This is a genomic window from Mesorhizobium ventifaucium (assembly GCF_935822925.1).
Taxonomy (GTDB): Bacteria; Pseudomonadota; Alphaproteobacteria; order Rhizobiales; family Rhizobiaceae; genus Mesorhizobium; species Mesorhizobium ventifaucium.
Genome location: NZ_CAKXZS010000008.1, coordinates 78,251 through 93,998 on the forward strand (window position 1 = coordinate 78,251; position 15,748 = coordinate 93,998).

Annotated in this window: 9 protein-coding genes; 4 read left to right on the top strand and 5 right to left on the bottom strand. The window is 63.6% G+C overall.

Features of this window, described 5'->3' with window-relative positions; all coding sequences use genetic code 11:
• Window position 1: 1 nt before the first annotated feature.
• Both NMG70_RS06090 and NMG70_RS06095 read left to right on the top strand, forming a co-directional pair.
• Window positions 2-1,471, top strand: a complete 1,470-nt coding sequence (locus NMG70_RS06090; RefSeq protein ID WP_254023695.1) for a sensor histidine kinase — start codon at window positions 2-4, stop codon at window positions 1,469-1,471.
• A complete protein-coding gene (locus NMG70_RS06095; RefSeq protein ID WP_254023696.1) occupies window positions 1,471-4,431 on the top strand; it encodes a bifunctional [glutamine synthetase] adenylyltransferase/[glutamine synthetase]-adenylyl-L-tyrosine phosphorylase in 2,961 nt (986 codons plus the stop codon). The genes NMG70_RS06090 and NMG70_RS06095 overlap by 1 nt, the downstream gene beginning before the upstream one ends.
• A gap of 92 nt (window positions 4,432-4,523) precedes the next feature.
• Here the strand turns inward: NMG70_RS06095 and NMG70_RS06100 are convergent, their stop codons facing one another.
• Together NMG70_RS06100 and pepN are read right to left on the bottom strand one after the other, a co-directional pair.
• Entirely contained in the window at window positions 4,524-6,848 is a 2,325-nt protein-coding gene (locus NMG70_RS06100; RefSeq protein ID WP_254023697.1) for a PAS domain-containing sensor histidine kinase, read from the bottom strand.
• 316 nt (window positions 6,849-7,164) lie between these two features.
• Window positions 7,165-9,810, bottom strand: a complete 2,646-nt coding sequence (gene pepN, locus NMG70_RS06105; protein ID WP_254023698.1) for an aminopeptidase N — start codon at window positions 9,808-9,810, stop codon at window positions 7,165-7,167.
• Window positions 9,811-10,086: 276 nt separating this feature from the next.
• On the opposite strand from pepN, the gene NMG70_RS06110 reads away from it, so the two are divergent.
• Complete coding sequence (locus NMG70_RS06110) at window positions 10,087-10,989, top strand: DMT family transporter (RefSeq protein ID WP_254023824.1); 903 nt, start codon at window positions 10,087-10,089, stop codon at window positions 10,987-10,989.
• Here the strand turns inward: NMG70_RS06110 and NMG70_RS06115 are convergent, their stop codons facing one another.
• The 3 genes from NMG70_RS06115 to NMG70_RS06125 all read right to left on the bottom strand — a co-directional run bounded on the left by NMG70_RS06115 (window position 10,990) and on the right by NMG70_RS06125 (window position 13,719).
• Window positions 10,990-11,802 (bottom strand): helix-turn-helix domain-containing protein, encoded by an 813-nt coding sequence (locus NMG70_RS06115; protein ID WP_254023699.1) that lies wholly within the window; start codon window positions 11,800-11,802, stop codon window positions 10,990-10,992.
• A 256-nt stretch (window positions 11,803-12,058) separates the two neighbouring features.
• The gene (locus NMG70_RS06120) at window positions 12,059-12,946 is read right to left on the bottom strand and encodes a uracil-DNA glycosylase (protein WP_254023700.1); all 888 of its coding nucleotides are present in this window, start codon (window positions 12,944-12,946) and stop codon (window positions 12,059-12,061) included.
• Between the two features lie 128 nt (window positions 12,947-13,074).
• Window positions 13,075-13,719, bottom strand: coding sequence for a hypothetical protein (locus NMG70_RS06125; protein ID WP_254023701.1), 645 nt, complete (start codon window positions 13,717-13,719; stop codon window positions 13,075-13,077).
• A 248-nt stretch (window positions 13,720-13,967) separates the two neighbouring features.
• Here NMG70_RS06125 and NMG70_RS06130 point away from each other — a divergent pair, with 248 nt between their 5' ends.
• On the top strand, window positions 13,968-15,647 hold the full coding sequence (locus NMG70_RS06130; protein ID WP_254023702.1) for an electron transfer flavoprotein-ubiquinone oxidoreductase: 1,680 nt from the start codon (window positions 13,968-13,970) through the stop codon (window positions 15,645-15,647).
• Window positions 15,648-15,748 lie beyond the last annotated feature (101 nt).

Sequence of the window (15,748 nt, forward strand, 5' to 3'; positions counted from 1 at the left end):
CATGGCCCTTTCCATGCCGGCCATCATGAAGACGACGGCAGCGCGGCTTTCGGCGCTCTATCTCCTGCTGTTCGCCATCTGTGCGGTGCTGCTCGTCTTCTACATGACCTCGCTGTCGGCGCGCATGCTGACCGGCCAGACGCAGGAGACCATCAACGACGAGGTGCTCGGCCTCGCCCGGGTTTATCAGCGCGGCGGCTTGCCGCTGCTGGTCCGCGTGGTCGAGCAGCGCTCCCGCCAGCCCGGCGCCAATCTCTATTTGATCGCCGACGCCAACGGCCAGATCCTGACCGGCAACGTGCAGAGCCTGGAACTCGGCGTCCTCGAGGCCGAGGGCTGGACGACGGAGCCGTTTTCCTACCGGCGCTTCGGCGAGGGCGAGCTCGAGCGGCATCGCAATCCGATCGCCGACCCCAACGAATCCAGCCAGGGCGAAGTCCAGGTCGAAGGTGAGAAGGGCCACAACGCCATTGCCTTGGTGCTGCGCCTGCCGAACCAGATGATCATGCTGGTCGGTCGCGATCTCGGCGAGCCTGAGCGGTTCCGCGCCGTCATCCGCCGCGCCTTGATGCTGGCGCTCGGCATGATGGCGCTTGGCGGAATTTTGATCTGGTTCTTCGTCGGCCGCGCGGCGCTGAAGCGCATCGACTCGGTGTCGCAGGCCAGTCGCCGCATCTTGGGCGGCGACCTTTCCGGCCGGCTGCCGGTCACCGGGGCCGGCGACGAGTTCGATCGGCTCTCCGAAAATCTCAATTCCATGCTGGCCAGGATCGCCATGCTGAATGAAGGGCTGAAGCAGGTCTCCGACAATATCGCCCACGATCTGAAGACGCCGCTGACCCGGCTGCGCAACCGCGCCGAGGCGACGCTATCCGGCAAGCGCACCCCGGCCAACTACCGGCAGGCGCTGGAAGCGACCATCGCCGAGTCCGACCAGCTGATAAAGACCTTCAACGCCATCCTGATGATCTCAAGGCTGGAGGCGGGCTATTCCTCCGAAAGCACCAGCCGGGTCGATCTGGCTGCTTCCGTGCGCGATGTCGTTGAGCTTTACGAGCCGGTGGCTGAGGCGGCGGGTGTGACACTCGAGACCTCGGTGCAGGATGGCTTCGCCGTCGAAGGCAATCGCGAGCTGATCGGCCAGGCGCTATCGAACATCGTCGACAACGCGATCAAATATTCAATCGACTCGACAGCCAAGCCGACGGTCCGCGTGACGCTCGATCGCGTCGGCAGCGAAATCAGGCTTTCCGTCACAGACAACGGCCAGGGCATTCCCGACGATGCCGATCGCGCCAGGGCGACCGAGCGATTCGTGCGGCTGGAGAAGAGCCGCTCGCAGCCGGGTTCCGGTCTCGGCCTCAGCCTCGCCAAGGCGATCATGACATTCCACAACGGGCGGCTTGATCTCCTGCCCGGCAATCCTGGATTGTCAGTCGTCATGAGTTTTCCCGAACGGGAGGATCGCTGATGGCGGTGAAGGCGGCTGCGGAACACACCAACTGGCTTCTAAAGCCGGCGGCAAAGCTCGTGCCTCTGGATCAGAACCGAGCCCGGCGGGAATTGTCGGAGATCGCTTCCGCAGCGCAGGAAGAGGGGCTTGCCCGGCTGGCGAAATTCCTGGCCGGCAAGGGTGCCGTCCAGGATTTCCTCGCGGCAGTGTTCGACCTGTCGCCGTTCCTGCGCGACACGGTGCGCCGCCGCCCGCAGATCCTGGATGCGCTTTTCGATGAGACCGTCGAGGTCCGGCTGGCGTCGATCGGCGCCGCGATCGACAAGGCCGCGCGGGCGGAAGCCATGTCCGAAAGCAGCCTGATGATGGAGCTGCGGCAATGGAAAGCGGAAGCGCATGTTCTGATCGCGCTGGCCGATCTTGCAGGCGAGGCCGAAACCGCAATCACAGTACGGCGGCTGAGCGATCTTGCCGACGCCTGCACCCGCGCTGCTGTCGATTTCCTGCTTCGCGACGCGCACCGACAGGGCAAGCTCAAACTGCCGGACCTCGAGGATCCGGCGCGCCGGTCGGGCTGGATCCTGCTCGGCATGGGCAAGCTTGGCGCGCATGAATTGAACTTCTCTTCCGACATCGACCTCGTCGTTTTCTTCGACCCGCAAGCGCCAGCAGTCGTCGATCCGCTCGATGCGACGGAGCTGTTTTCGCGCCTGACCCGCTGGCTGGTCCGCATTCTCCAGGACCGCACCGAACACGGCTATGTTTTCCGCACCGACCTCAGGCTTCGTCCCGACCCCGGTTCGACGCCGCTGGCGATCCCGGTCGAGGCGGCGCTGCGCTACTACGAGGCGCGGGGCCAGAACTGGGAGAGGGCCGCAATGATCAAGGCGCGTCCGGTGGCCGGCGATGTCGCCGCCGGCACTGCGTTCCTGAAGGACCTCCAACCCTACATCTGGCGCAAATACATGGACTATGCGGCGATCGCCGACGTCCATTCGATCAAGCGCCAGATCCACGCACACAAGGGTCTGGGCGAGATCACGGTGAAGGGCCACAACGTCAAGCTCGGACGCGGCGGCATCCGCGAGATCGAGTTCTTCGTCCAGACCCAGCAGCTCATCGCCGGCGGCCGCTTCTCCGAACTGCGCGGCCGCGAGACGGTGCCGATGCTTGGCCAGCTTGCGGCACGCGGCTGGATCACGGCCGATGCGCGCGATACGCTCACAAGGCAGTACTGGCTCCTGCGCCGCGTCGAGCACGCCGTCCAGATGGTCGCCGACGAGCAGATCCATATACTGCCGGAAGATGACGAAGGGCTCGAACGCATTGCCCGCATGCTCGGTTTTACCGATGCGGCGACCTTTGCCGAGGCGTTCCGCGCCGCACTCCATCAGGTCGAACGCCACTACGCAGCGCTTTTCGAGACCGCGCCCGAGCTTTCGGCGGGCATCGGCAATCTGGTCTTTACCGGCGATGTCGACGACCCCGATACATTGCAGACCCTGCAGAGATTGGGATTCCAGCGGGCGAGCGACATCTGCCGCGTCATCCGCGGCTGGCATTTCGGCCGCTATCGCGTCACTCAGTCGGCCGAGGCGCGCGAGCGGTTGACCGAACTGACGCCGGCGCTCCTGCAATCCTTCGGCCAGACGCGCCGGGCGGACGAGGCGTTGATACGCTTCGACGAATTCCTTGCCGGTCTGCCCGCCGGCATTCAGCTCTTCTCGCTGCTCAACTCCAATCCAGCTCTGCTGAAGCTGCTTGCGACCATCATGGGCGCGGCGCCCCGGCTGGCCGCCATCATCACACGCCGGCCGCACGTGTTTGACGGCCTGCTTGATCCGGCCCTTTTGACCGAACTGCCGGACCGCGCCTATCTGTCCGGCCGTCTTGCGGCGTTCCTCGAAGGCGACAGGGCCTATGAGGACGTGCTCGATCGCTTGCGCATCTTTGCGTCCGAGCAAAAATTCCTGATCGGCGTCAGGCTGCTTGCCGGCTCGATCGATCCGGCCCGCGCCGGCCGTGCCTTTTCCGATCTGGCCGATCTCACCATCGACGCGGCGCTGCAGGCGGTCATCGCCGAGTTCGCGCTACGCCACGGTCGCATCGCCGGCGGCACCGTTGCGCTGCTCGGCATGGGCAAGCTCGGCAGCCGCGAACTGACGGCCGGCTCAGATGTCGACCTCATCCTGCTTTATGATCACGACGCCGATGCCGAAGAATCCGATGGCGACAAGCCGCTCGCCCCGTCTCACTATTACGCCAGGATGACGCAGCGGCTGATCGCTGCAGTGTCCGCGCCGACCGCCGAGGGCGTTCTCTACGAGCTCGACCTTCGCTTGCGGCCGTCCGGCAACAAGGGGCCGGTGGCGACCCATGTCGATGCTTTCAAGAAGTACCAGCGCCGGGACGCGTGGACCTGGGAGCATATGGCGCTGTCAAGGGGCCGCGCGATCGGCGGCGATCAAGCGCTATGCGCCGAGGTTGAGGCCGAAGTGGCACAGGTGCTTGCCCTGCCGCGCGACAGCGCCAAGGTGATGGCCGAAGCATCCGAGATGCGCGCGATGATCGAGAAGGAGAAGCCGCCGCGCGATCTCTGGGACATCAAGCTGATCCCCGGTGGTCTCATCGATCTCGAATTCATCGCGCAGGTGGCGGTAATCACGGGAAAGATCGAAGCCGGCCGCCGGGTCACCGGGACGGCGGACGTGCTGTCGAGGCTGGCGCCGGCTTTCGCTGAGGCCCAGGTCAGGCAGGAGCTTTGCGATGCCTATGCGCTCTATCTGGCGCTCACCCAGATGACGCGGCTCTGCCTCACCGGCGTATTCGAACGGGACGACGTTCCGCCGGGGCTTTCGGATCTGCTTCTGGCGGTCACCGACCTGCCGGATTTCGGCGTGCTGGAAGCACACCTCAAGGAGACTTCGCAAAAGGTCAGGAAGGATTTCGACCTTTTGCTTCGTGCGAAACGACCGTGACGGCGCAACGCCAATCGACTGTTTCGAACAGCATCGGGGTGCTGTCCCTCCGGCGTTTCCGAAAGTTGCAACCGCTTCACGACAACAGAGGGTCAGGCGGCGGCTCTGACCAGCTGCGTCGGCTTGCTGGTCGGAATGCGCACCGACACGATCGTGCCGGTGCCTTCGGTGGAGCGGATTTTCAAGGCGCCGCCCTGAAGCTCGGCCAACGAGCGTGAGATGGCAAGGCCAAGGCCGGAACCGGCATGGCTCTTGGAAAACTGGTTCTGCACCTGCTCGAACGGGCGGCCGAGCTTGCTCAGCGCCTCCTTCGGGATGCCGCAGCCATTGTCTTCGATCGTCAGGACCAGAGCACTGGACGTGTTGCGGGCCCTTACCGCAATGCGGCCGCCCTGGCCGGTGAATTTCACCGCATTCGACAGCAGGTTGATGATGATCTGCTTGATCGCCCGGCGGTCGGCGAACAGCGTCAGGGAGTCAGGGATGCGTGTTTCGACGGTGATCGACTTTTCCGCCGCCTGCAGCGAGATGACGCGCACCGTTTCCCGCATCAGCGGGCAGAGGTCGATTTCCTCCTGATCCATCGAGAACTGGCCGGCCTCGATCTTCGACATGTCGAGGATGTCGTTGATGACGCCCAGAAGATATTTGCCGCTGCCGTTGATGTCGGTGGCATATTCCTCGTAGCGCGGCGAACCCAAGGGCCCGAACAGCGACTGTTCCATCAGCTCGGAGAAGCCGATGATCGCGTTGAGCGGCGTGCGCAATTCATGCGACATGTTGGCCAGGAACTCGGATTTGGCCCGGTTCGCGGCCTCGGCGCGCTCGGTTTCCTTCATGTATTTGTGATTGAGCTCGACCAGTTCGCGCGACCGTTCTTCCTCTGCCCGGCGGGCAAGGCTGAGGTCATGGATCGTCGCCATCAGCCGGCGCTCGCTGTCGACCAGCTTCTCCTGGTGCAGCTTGATCTGGGTGATGTCGGACCCGACCGAGACGGTGCCGCCGTCCCTGGTTCGCAACTCGTTCACCTGCAACCAGCGGCCATCGGCAAGCTGCCGCTCGAAGGTCACGCCGCCTTGCTGCCCGTTGGTGTTGGCAAGCCGGCGCTCCGAGGCGAAGGCAAGCATGCGATCTTCGAGAACGGCGCGCGAGGCGCCCGGCATCACGTCGCGATCCGACAGGCCGTTGTCCTGCTGGTACTTGGAATTGCACATGATCAGGCGCTGGGCCGAATCCCAGAGCACGAAGGATTCGTTGATGTTTTCGATGGCCGTTCGCAGGCGAAGATCCGCGGCCTCGGAGCGTAGCGCCAGGTGCCGCTGCTCGGTGACGTCGACGGCGATGCCGATCAGCTGGATCTCCGGCGCTTCCGGGTCGATCACCTGCGCCCTTGCGCGCATCCACACCCATTGTCCGTCGGCGTGGCGCATCCGGAACACCTGGTCGATGTGGTCGATCTCGCGTGCGACGATCCTGTTGGCGAGTTGGAACAGGTCGCCGTCGTCGGGATGGATGATCCCGTCGACCTCGCCAAACGACAGCATCGTGTCGCAGGGCTCATAGCCCAGCATGTCGTACATCGAGCGCGACCAGTACATCTTGCCGCGCACCATATCCCAATCCCACAGGCCGCAACGGCCGCGCACCAGCGCCATGTCGATGCGTTGGTGCGCTTCTAGATAGATCCGGTCGGCAGCCTGGGCGCGCGCCGCCTGACCGAAATAGGCGTAGAGGATGATGATCAGCACGCCGGCCGTCAGCACGAACAGCGTGACGTTGAGCGAAACGGTTTTGCGCCACGTGTCGAAGACCGCATCCTGCGGAACGAGTGCTGCGGCAGCACCATTCCTGCCATTTGCCAGGCTCACCGCGGCAAACCAGTCCTGGCCGCCGATGCTGACCTCCATCACCCCGGCACGGTCGCCGAACATGAACAGCGGTTGACCGCCCTGGGCGATGCCGTCGAGCGACCGCCCCTCCCAGCCCGTCGATTGCGGTGTCACGGCAACGATCTTGAACGCGCTGTCGGTGACCGCAAGCACGTGGCTTCGACCCATTGCGCCCTGACGGCTGATGCCCTCCAACAGGTCCTGCGTCGCGCCCGGCGTCGAGGCCATGCTCGCATCGCCGCTAATTGAACTGGCCAGTTGGCCCGCGGCGAGCGAGAGGATCGCCTTGGCGTCGCGTTCCACGTCGTCGCGCTCGTGCATCAGCGACAGGAACCGTAGCGCCGCGATGACGACCAGGAAAATGATGATGAGGGCCGGTATCGATCGGCGCAGCAATGGCTCGGCTGCCAGGAGCCGTCGGTAGGCGGGTTCAGCGATGAGCCGCGCGTTGCCGGCGAGGCCGTCGCTTCTCGCCTCACGCTCAAAACCCGTCCCTCCGGGCGCGCCCCACGCGTCCGCCTTGGCCATAAATGGCTCTCCCCGATACTTAAAACTGCTTGACGATCCGGCGACGCCGCACTTCCGAATCTTTAGCTAAAGAATCAAAGGTGATTCGCCTTGTCCAGAGGCGCGGCGAAAAAAGATTAAAAATCGACTAAAATAATGACTTTTCCGCCCGATGATGCCGGGCGGCAACCTTCTAAGGTGTGTTGAGATTCAGGTCAGGCCGCGCCGAGAACGGTGGATTCCGAGAACCGGAGCGGAGCGTACTTTTGGTACGTGAGCACCGGAAGCGCAGGAAACCGCCGTTCGCAGGCCGGCATCACCTGAATATCAACATACCTTACGCCAGCGTGCGCTCAATGATGTCGCGCAAATCGGCCGACAGGTTCTCGGTATTGGCAATCGAAAGCAGCGCTTCCCTTGCCATGCCCTGCCGGGCAGGTTCGAGCGAGCGCCATGATCTGAGTGCTGTCGCCAGCCTGGCGGCCAATTGCGGGTTGCGCTTTTCGACCTGGAGGACCGTTTCGACGAAAAACCGGTAGCCTTCGCCGTCGGCGCGATGGAAGCCGGTCTGGTTGGCGCTGGAAAACGTGCCGACGAGCGAGCGCACCCGGTTCGGGTTGGCCATCGAGAAGGCCGGGTGGCCGGTCAGGGCGCGCACCGCATGAATGGTTTGCGGGCCCGGCACGCTCGCCTGGATCTGGAACCATTTGTCCATCACCAGCGGATCGGTCGCATATTTCGCTTCGAAGTCCGCCACCGCCTTGACCGTCTCCGGCGAACCGCTATGGCGGAGCGCAAGCACGCTCAATGCGGCGGCGCGGTCGGTCATGTTGGTCGCGGACTGGAAATGCCGAGCCGCAAGCGCCGCACCTCCCTGCAACAGCGAAAGATAGTCGAGCAAGGTGTTGCGCAGCGCCCGGCGACCGGCGCTTGCCGCATCCGGCCTGAACGCGTCCTTGTCGGTCAGTCGATGGTAGAGGTCGGAGAATATCTCGCGGTTCGCCTCGGCGATCGCGACCGTCAGCGCCTCGCGGGCCGAGAAAATGGCATCGGGGTCGATGTTCTTGCCTATGTCACGGGCGATATCTGCTTCGCTCGGAAGCGCCAGAGCCAGCGCCCGATAGGCCGGTTCGAGTGTCTCGTCGCCGGCTATTTTGCCGGCAAGCTCGATCAACCGCGATGCGAAACCTGGCTGCCTGCTGTCAAGGACCTGGCGGAAGGCTGAGATCAGCACCTCGGTCAAAAGCGTGTTGAACGCCTGCCAGCGTGAGAAGGTATCGTTGTCATGGCCGGCAAGGAAGAACTGATCGTCGGCCTTCTGCTCGACGGAAAGCGTCACCGGCGCCGAGAAGCCGCGGTTGAGCGACATCGCCGGGCGCTCGGCGACGCCCGAGAAGCGCACCACGTGCCGGCGCTTGCGGATATGGATGACGCCGTCCTCGACGCTGGCGCCCTCGACGCCGCTATATTCTATTGCTTTGCCGTCGGCGCCGACCAGGCTGAAGGCCAGCGGAATATGCATCAGCCGCTTGCGGCTTTCGGACGGCGTTGGCGGTACCGACTGCTCGATCTCGAGCGTGAATTCCTGGGCCGCCGCATTATGCGTCGAACTGATGGTCAGATTGGGCGTGCCGGCCTGATGGTACCAGAGCGAAAATTGCGAGAGGTCGCGCCCGGACACATCCTCGAACACCTTGATGAAGTCCTCGATCGTCGCAGCCTCGCCATCATGGCGCTCGAAATAGAGATCCATGCCAGCCCGGAACGTCTCCGCGCCGAGAATGGTGCGGATCATGCGCACCACTTCCGAGCCCTTTTCGTAGACTGTCGCCGTGTAGAAATTGTTGATCTCGCGGTAGCGGCGCGGTCGCACCGGATGCGCCAGCGGTCCCTGGTCTTCGGGAAACTGATGTGCCTTGAGCGTGCGCACTTCGGCAATGCGTTTCACCGCTCGCGATCGCTGGTCGGCGGAGAATTCGTGATCGCGGAAAACCGTCAGCCCTTCCTTCAGGCAAAGCTGGAACCAGTCGCGGCAAGTGATTCTGTTGCCAGTCCAATTGTGGAAATACTCGTGCGCGATGATCGCCTCGATATTGGCGAAATCGGCGTCCGTTGCGGTCTCGTGGTCGGCCAGCACATATTTGTCGTTGAAGATGTTGAGGCCTTTGTTCTCCATTGCGCCCATGTTGAAGTCGGACACGGCTACGATGTTGAAGACGTCGAGGTCGTATTCGCGGCCGAACGCCTCCTCGTCCCATTTCATCGACCGTTTCAAGGCGTCCATGGCGTAGCCAGCGAGCCGCTCCTTGCCCGGCTCGACAAAGATGCCGAGCTCGACCTCGCGGCCGGACAACGTGACGAAGCTGTCCGCGACCTTGCCGAGAGCGCCCGCGACCAGGGCGAACAGATAGGACGGCTTGGGGAAGGGGTCGTGCCAGACTGCATAGTGCCAGCCGTCGGCAAGTTCGCCGCTGCCAGCCGGGTTGCCGTTGGAAAGAAGCAGTGGCGCCTCGTGGTGCGGCGCCTCGATGCGCACCGTATAGATGGACAGGATATCCGGGCGATCGAGAAAATAGGTGATGCGCCGAAAGCCCTCGGCCTCGCATTGCGTGCAATAGACGTTGCTGGAGCGATAGAGGCCCATCAGGGCCTCGTTGTGCGCCGGCGCCAGCTCGGTTTCGATCAGGAGCTGGAAGCGGGCTGCCGCGGGCGGCGTGGTGATCGTCAACTGATCGGGCGTGGCAAAAAAATCGGTCGGCGCAAGTGTCTGGCCGTCGATTGCGACGCGGCCGAGCGTCAGGCCATCGCCGTCCAGCACCAGCGGCACTGACGCCGCGATGCCGTCGCGGCGCTCGACCGTCAGCACGGCGGTGACGCGCGTGGCTTCTGGCGACAGGCGGAAAGTCAGGCCGGTTTCCGGAATGAGATAGTCGGTGGGGCGATAGTCTTCGAGCTTGAAGACCTGGCCGGTGTCCGTGCGCATTCCGTGAGGTTTCCTGTCGATTCCCGCAGCGGCAGGTGGATCCGCTGGTCGAAGAAATTTGAAGCACGCGCTCTTTACACGAAACCGTCACTCGACAAAACTGCCGCAGCGCCTATTCAGGCACTCGTTTTCCAATCATCGTCGCGAGGTATCCATGACCGTCGTCACACCGAAATTCGGCATGGGCGCCTCTGTGCTGCGTCGCGAGGAGCAGGAAGCAGCTGCCAAGTGAACCCGACGGACCATCCCGGCGGGCACAACACGCTGACCGGGATCATGCTCAAGGTCGTCTCAGTGGCGGTCTTTGTCGCCATGTCGTCCTGCATCAAGGCGGCGGGCACGGTGCCGGCGGGCCAGATCGTCTTCTTCCGCTCGTTCTTTGCCATCTTTCCGATCGTCATCTTCCTGGCCTTCCAGGGAAAACTTGGCACCGCGTTTTCGACCAAGCGCCCGCTCAACCACATTGCGCGCGGCGTTGTCGGCGTCTGCGCCATGGGGCTCGGCTTCTTCGCGCTGATACGGCTGCCGCTGCCGGAAGCGATCGCGCTGAACTACGCACAGCCGCTGCTGGTGGTGGTGTTCAGTTCGATCTTCCTCGGCGAAGCGATCCGCGTCTATCGCTGGAGCGCGGTTGCGGTCGGACTGATCGGGGTGCTGGTCATCTCATGGCCGGAACTGACGCTGCTGGGTTCGGGCGCAGCACTTGGCGATCAAGAGGTGCTCGGCGTCATCGCCGCACTGGTCGCGGCAGCGATCTCGGCCGCCGCCATGCTGCTGGTGCGCAACCTCGTCCAGAGCGAACCGACGGCAACCATCGTGCTGTGGTTTTCGGTGACGGCGAGCCTCCTGGCGTTGCTGTCGCTGCCGTTCGGCTGGCAGGCGCTGACACCGGCGCAGGCGGGCCTGCTCATTGCTGCAGGCTTTTGCGGCGGGCTCGCTCAGATTCTGATGACGGCAGCTTATCGCCATGCCGAGGCCTCGGTCGTAGCGCCTTTCGAATACACGTCGATGCTGCTTGGCATCGTTGTCGGCTATCTCGCCTTCGGCGACGTCCCGACGGTTCATATGCTCATCGGCGGCGTGATCGTCGTTGCCGCGGGCATCTTCATCATCTGGCGCGAGCGGCAACTGGGCCTTGAACGTGCCCGCACCCGCCAGGCGACCCCGCCGCAAGGATGATCAGGACGGCTCGGTCCGCTCGTTCGCCAATCGCACCAGCACCGTCCTTGTCTGCTCATCGGCGGGGAAAAAGGATTCGATCGCCAGTTCCGACAGCGTCACGTCGAGCGGCGTGCCGAACACGGTGATGGTGCTGATGAACGACAGCACGGCATCGCCATGGGCAAGCCGCAGCGGATGCACGATCGCGTTCGGCTCGACCGGCACCGGCCTTGTGCCGTTCATGCCGGACGGATAGGTCCGAAGCTCGCGTTCCAGTTCGACCAGAACCGGGTCGCCTGAGGCGTCATTCTGGTGTTTCAGCCGGTCAAGAAGATGCGCGCGCCATTCGGCGAGGTTGACGATGCGCGGCGCGACGCCATCCGGGTGCAGGCTGAGCCGCAGCACGTTGACCGGCGGCTTCAGCAAGGAGGGCTCGGCGACGTTGGCCAGGAAAGGGCCGATGGCGGCGTTCGCCGATACCAGGTCCCAGTGCCGGTCGACAGCCAGCGCTGGGAAGGGTTCGTGGCCCTTGAGCACGATCTCGACCGCCGCCATCGCCGGCGCCAGCGAGGCATCGGTGAGCGGACGCTCGCTGAAGCTCGGGGCAAAGCCTGCGGCCAGCAGGAGCTGGTTGCGCTGCCTCAGCGGGATCGACAGCTGCTCGGCCAGGTGCAGCACCATGTGGCGCGAGGGTGCCGCGCGGCCGCTTTCCACGAAGCTCAGATGCCGCTGCGAGATTTCGGCTTCCATGGCGAGATCAAGCTGGCTCATACGCCGACGCATGCGCCATTCGCGAATGAGGCTGCCGGCGGAAGTCTGGGTTGCTGTCATGAGCGCATGACTAGGCCGGCCGCAGATGCATTTCAATTACCGGGGAGGTTATTGGTACAGCATCCACTTCGGAGATTGGCGAAAGCGGTGATGACAGCCAATCTCCCCCTTTGTGGGGGAGATGCCTGGCAAGGCAGAGGGGGGCGCTGTCCCACCGACCTATCGGGAGACCACGAAAGTGGGCGATCCTTCGCGCCCCCTCTGGCCTGCCGGCAATCTCCCCCCACGAGGGCGGAGATTGGCCAACCTTGAACCTTCAGCCCAGCGTCCGCAGTTTCGCCTTCACTTCAAGGAAATCCCGCCACGCCAGCTTCTTGTGCGCGGGGGTTCTCAAGAGATAGGCCGGATGAAGCGTCGGCATGGCTGGAATGGCAATGCCGGCGGCGGTCGTGTGGACGCGCCAGTTGCCGCGCAGCCGCAGGATGCCCTCTGTGGTGTTGAGAAGGGTGTTTGCCGAGGGGCCGCCCAAATTGACCAGCACCTTCGGATTGACCAGCTCGATCTGCCGTTCGATGAACGGCCGGCAAATCTCGGTCTCGTGCAGCGTCGGCGTGCGGTTGCCCGGCGGCCGCCAGGGGATGACATTGGCGATGTAGGCCGAGGTCCGGTCGAGGCCGATCGCGGCCAGCATCCGGTCGAGCAGCCGGCCCGAGCGGCCGACGAACGGCAATCCCTCGATGTCCTCGTCGCGCCCGGGCGCCTCGCCGACCAGCATCACCGCGGCATTCGGATTTCCGTCGGCGAACACCAGGTTCTTGGCGGTGAATTTGAGGTTGCAGCCGTCGAAAGCCGCCATGTACTGGCGAAGCTCGTCCAGGGTCGCCGCCGTCGTCGCCAATTGGCGAGCCAATGCCGCTTGCTGCTCGTCGGGCACTGTCACCGTACCGGACGGCGCGCGCACCGCCGGTGCCGCAGCTTGCCATTCGCCCATTTGGGCGCGTGACAGGCTTGTCGAGCGTGGCAGCGCTGCGTTTTCACCGGTTGGCGGCGTAACTGTCGCTGGCGCCCGCTCAGGCGGCTTTGACGCAGTCTCGGCAAACCTGTTCAGCGGCTCCTCTTCGAGCGCGTCATCGACCCCGGCGCTGGCGTAGAAGGCCAGCAGGTCGGCAATATCAGGTCGGTTGTCTCGGGAAACGGCAGTCATGCTTTCACATTCAGCCGCGCGGCAGGAATTTGCAACATCGTGATTGGCGCGATGCTTCATGATTTCGTCACCCTGGGGCGGAGCTGGAGCGAAGCGACGCTGCGAAGACCCTGGAATGACGAAGTAGTTCAGCTCGACGGTATCCGCGGATCCTGCACCAGATAGAACGTCCAGCGCGGTGTGTAGTCGGTGATCAGGTAATCGAATTTTGCTGTCTTCAACGGGTCGATCTTGCCGCTCTTGAACAGCAACCGGTCATAGGGTTCGAAGTCGCGATCGAAATCGGCAAAGCTGCTCGACCCGATGTTGTCAGGCGTTTTGTTGCGCTGGTCGAACGACAGCCCGTCGCCGAACACGCTCGGCCGGTGGAGTATCTCCTGGAGCTCGAACTGGAACTCGACCCAGGCCTGGCCGCTGTTGTTGAGCACATCGATGCGCATATACATGAGGCCGTTGGCAAATTGGCCCGCAGTGCCGAAGGGCTGGATCGGCTTCGTCGTGCGGATCGTCAGTGTCACTGGTGTCGCCGAATTCAGCTCTTCGGTGATGACAAGCGGGTCCTCCTTTGTCCCGATGCCCGAGGCGCTGGTGATACGGAAGCCGCCCAGCTCGTCGGAAAAGGAGTAGGCTCCGGCCACCCAGACCTTTTGCGGCTCGGCGTGGGCGCCAACGGACGCCAGCGGCAAAAGGGCCAAAACGAGCGCCCGGCAAATCCGTCCGGGCGACGAAAAAAAGCGCGTCGATGAAAAGCCGGATGGCCCGTATGTGCGCATGGTTCGAAGTATGGCCGATAAGCAAGCCGTCGAACAATTAAAAAACGTCGGGGCAACGGCTCACTTTGCAATGGCTTGACCCGGATCGATGTTCCGGTGACCGCAAATCGCGATTTTGTAGTACGACGCGCGCGACTTTTGACGAAATCGGCATTGTCACGTCAGCGCCGGTTTCGCGTCGCGAATTGATGCGCTATGCAGCGGATAAGCCAGCAAGATGCGCAAATGCGGCAGCCAGTGAGGGGTTGATGAGCGAGATCGAACGCGAAAGCATGGAATTCGACGTGGTCATCGTCGGCGCCGGTCCGGCCGGCCTTGCTGCCGCGATCCGTCTCAAGCAGGTCAATCCCGAGCTTTCCGTCGTCGTCCTGGAAAAGGGTGGCGAAGTCGGCGCCCACATCCTGTCCGGCGCCGTCGTCGATCCGATCGGCATCGACCGGCTGCTGCCGGGCTGGCGTGACGAGGAGGGACATCCGTTCAAGACGCCGGTCACGGCAGACCATTTCCTGGTCCTTGGCCCCGCCGGTTCGTTCCGCCTGCCCAATATCCTGATGCCGCCGCTGATGAACAACCACGGCAACTACATCGTTTCGCTCGGCAATGTCTGTCGCTGGCTGGCGACCAAGGCCGAGGCGCTGGGCGTTGAGATCTATCCGGGCTTTGCCGCCGTGGATCTCATTTACAGTGGCGAGGGCGCGGTCACCGGCGTTGTCACCGGCGACATGGGCGTCGAGAAGGATGGCACGCATGGCCCGGGCTTCGCGCCGGGCATGGCGCTGATGGGCAAATATGTGCTGATCGGAGAGGGCGCGCGCGGCTCGCTGGCCAAGCAGCTGATCGCCAAATACCATCTTTCCGACGGCCGCGAGCCCGGCAAATACGGCATCGGTCTCAAGGAGCTCTGGCAGGTCAAGCCGGAGAACCACCGGCCAGGCCTTGTCCAGCACTCCTTCGGCTGGCCGCTCGACATGAAGACCGGCGGCGGCTCCTTCCTCTACCATCTGGAAGACAACCAGGTGGCGGTCGGCTTCGTCGTCCACCTCAACTACAAGAACCCCTATCTGTCGCCGTTCGACGAGTTCCAGCGCTTCAAGACCCACCCGGCGATCAGGGGCACATTCGAGGGCGGCAAGCGGCTCGGCTATGGCGCCCGTGCCATCACCGAGGGTGGCTGGCAGTCGGTGCCGAAACTGTCCTTTCCCGGCGGCGCGCTGATCGGTTGTGCTGCCGGCTTCGTCAACGTGCCGCGCATCAAGGGTTCGCACAATGCCGTGCTCTCCGGAATGCTGGCGGCCGAGCATGTCGCCGAGGCGATCGGCGCCGGCCGCGCCAATGACGAACTGGCTTCCTACGAGGCGGCATGGCGGGCAACCGACATCGGCAAGGATTTGAAGAAGGTGCGCAACGTCAAGCCATTGTGGTCGCGCTTCGGCACCGTCGTCGGCGTCGGCATCGGCGGCCTCGACATGTGGCTGAATTCGCTGTTCGGCTTCTCGCCTTTTGGCACGCTGAAGCACGGCAATGCCGATTATGCGACGCTGGAGCCGGCCGCCAGGCATAAGAAGATCGCCTATCCGAAGCCGGATGGTGTGCTCACCTTCGACCGCCTGTCCTCGGTGTTTCTCTCCAACACCAACCACGAGGAAAACGAGCCCGTCCACCTGCTGGTCGCGGATATGGATCTGCAGCAGCGTTCCGAGCACGATGTCTATGCCGGGCCCTCGACACGCTACTGCCCGGCCGGCGTCTACGAATGGGTCGACAAGGATGGCAACGCCGCCGCCGATTCCGCAGCGAAGGACGTGCGCTTTGTCATCAACGCGCAAAACTGCGTCCACTGCAAGACCTGCGACATCAAGGACCCGAACCGAAACATTACCTGGGTGCCGCCACAAGGTGGAGAGGGACCAGTCTACCAAAACATGTAGTCTACCAGAACATGTAGCCCCAGCAAGCCAGATCGGCCCGGCGGCCGTCTCGACCGCCGACCAAAAATGAAAGCCGGTGAAGGCCTATTATATGTGCGGCG

Coding starts and splice junctions, on each gene's coding strand:
- pepN (WP_254023698.1), bottom strand. CDS start 9,810: ATGCGCACGGACACCGGCCAGGTCTTCAAGCTCGAAGACTATCGCCCC.
- NMG70_RS06100 (WP_254023697.1), bottom strand. CDS start 6,848: ATGGCCAAGGCGGACGCGTGGGGCGCGCCCGGAGGGACGGGTTTTGAG.
- NMG70_RS06125 (WP_254023701.1), bottom strand. CDS start 13,719: ATGCGCACATACGGGCCATCCGGCTTTTCATCGACGCGCTTTTTTTCG.
- NMG70_RS06090 (WP_254023695.1), top strand. CDS start 2: ATGGCCCTTTCCATGCCGGCCATCATGAAGACGACGGCAGCGCGGCTT.
- NMG70_RS06095 (WP_254023696.1), top strand. CDS start 1,471: ATGGCGGTGAAGGCGGCTGCGGAACACACCAACTGGCTTCTAAAGCCG.
- NMG70_RS06110 (WP_254023824.1), top strand. CDS start 10,087: ATGCTCAAGGTCGTCTCAGTGGCGGTCTTTGTCGCCATGTCGTCCTGC.
- NMG70_RS06115 (WP_254023699.1), bottom strand. CDS start 11,802: ATGACAGCAACCCAGACTTCCGCCGGCAGCCTCATTCGCGAATGGCGC.
- NMG70_RS06120 (WP_254023700.1), bottom strand. CDS start 12,946: ATGACTGCCGTTTCCCGAGACAACCGACCTGATATTGCCGACCTGCTG.
- NMG70_RS06130 (WP_254023702.1), top strand. CDS start 13,968: ATGAGCGAGATCGAACGCGAAAGCATGGAATTCGACGTGGTCATCGTC.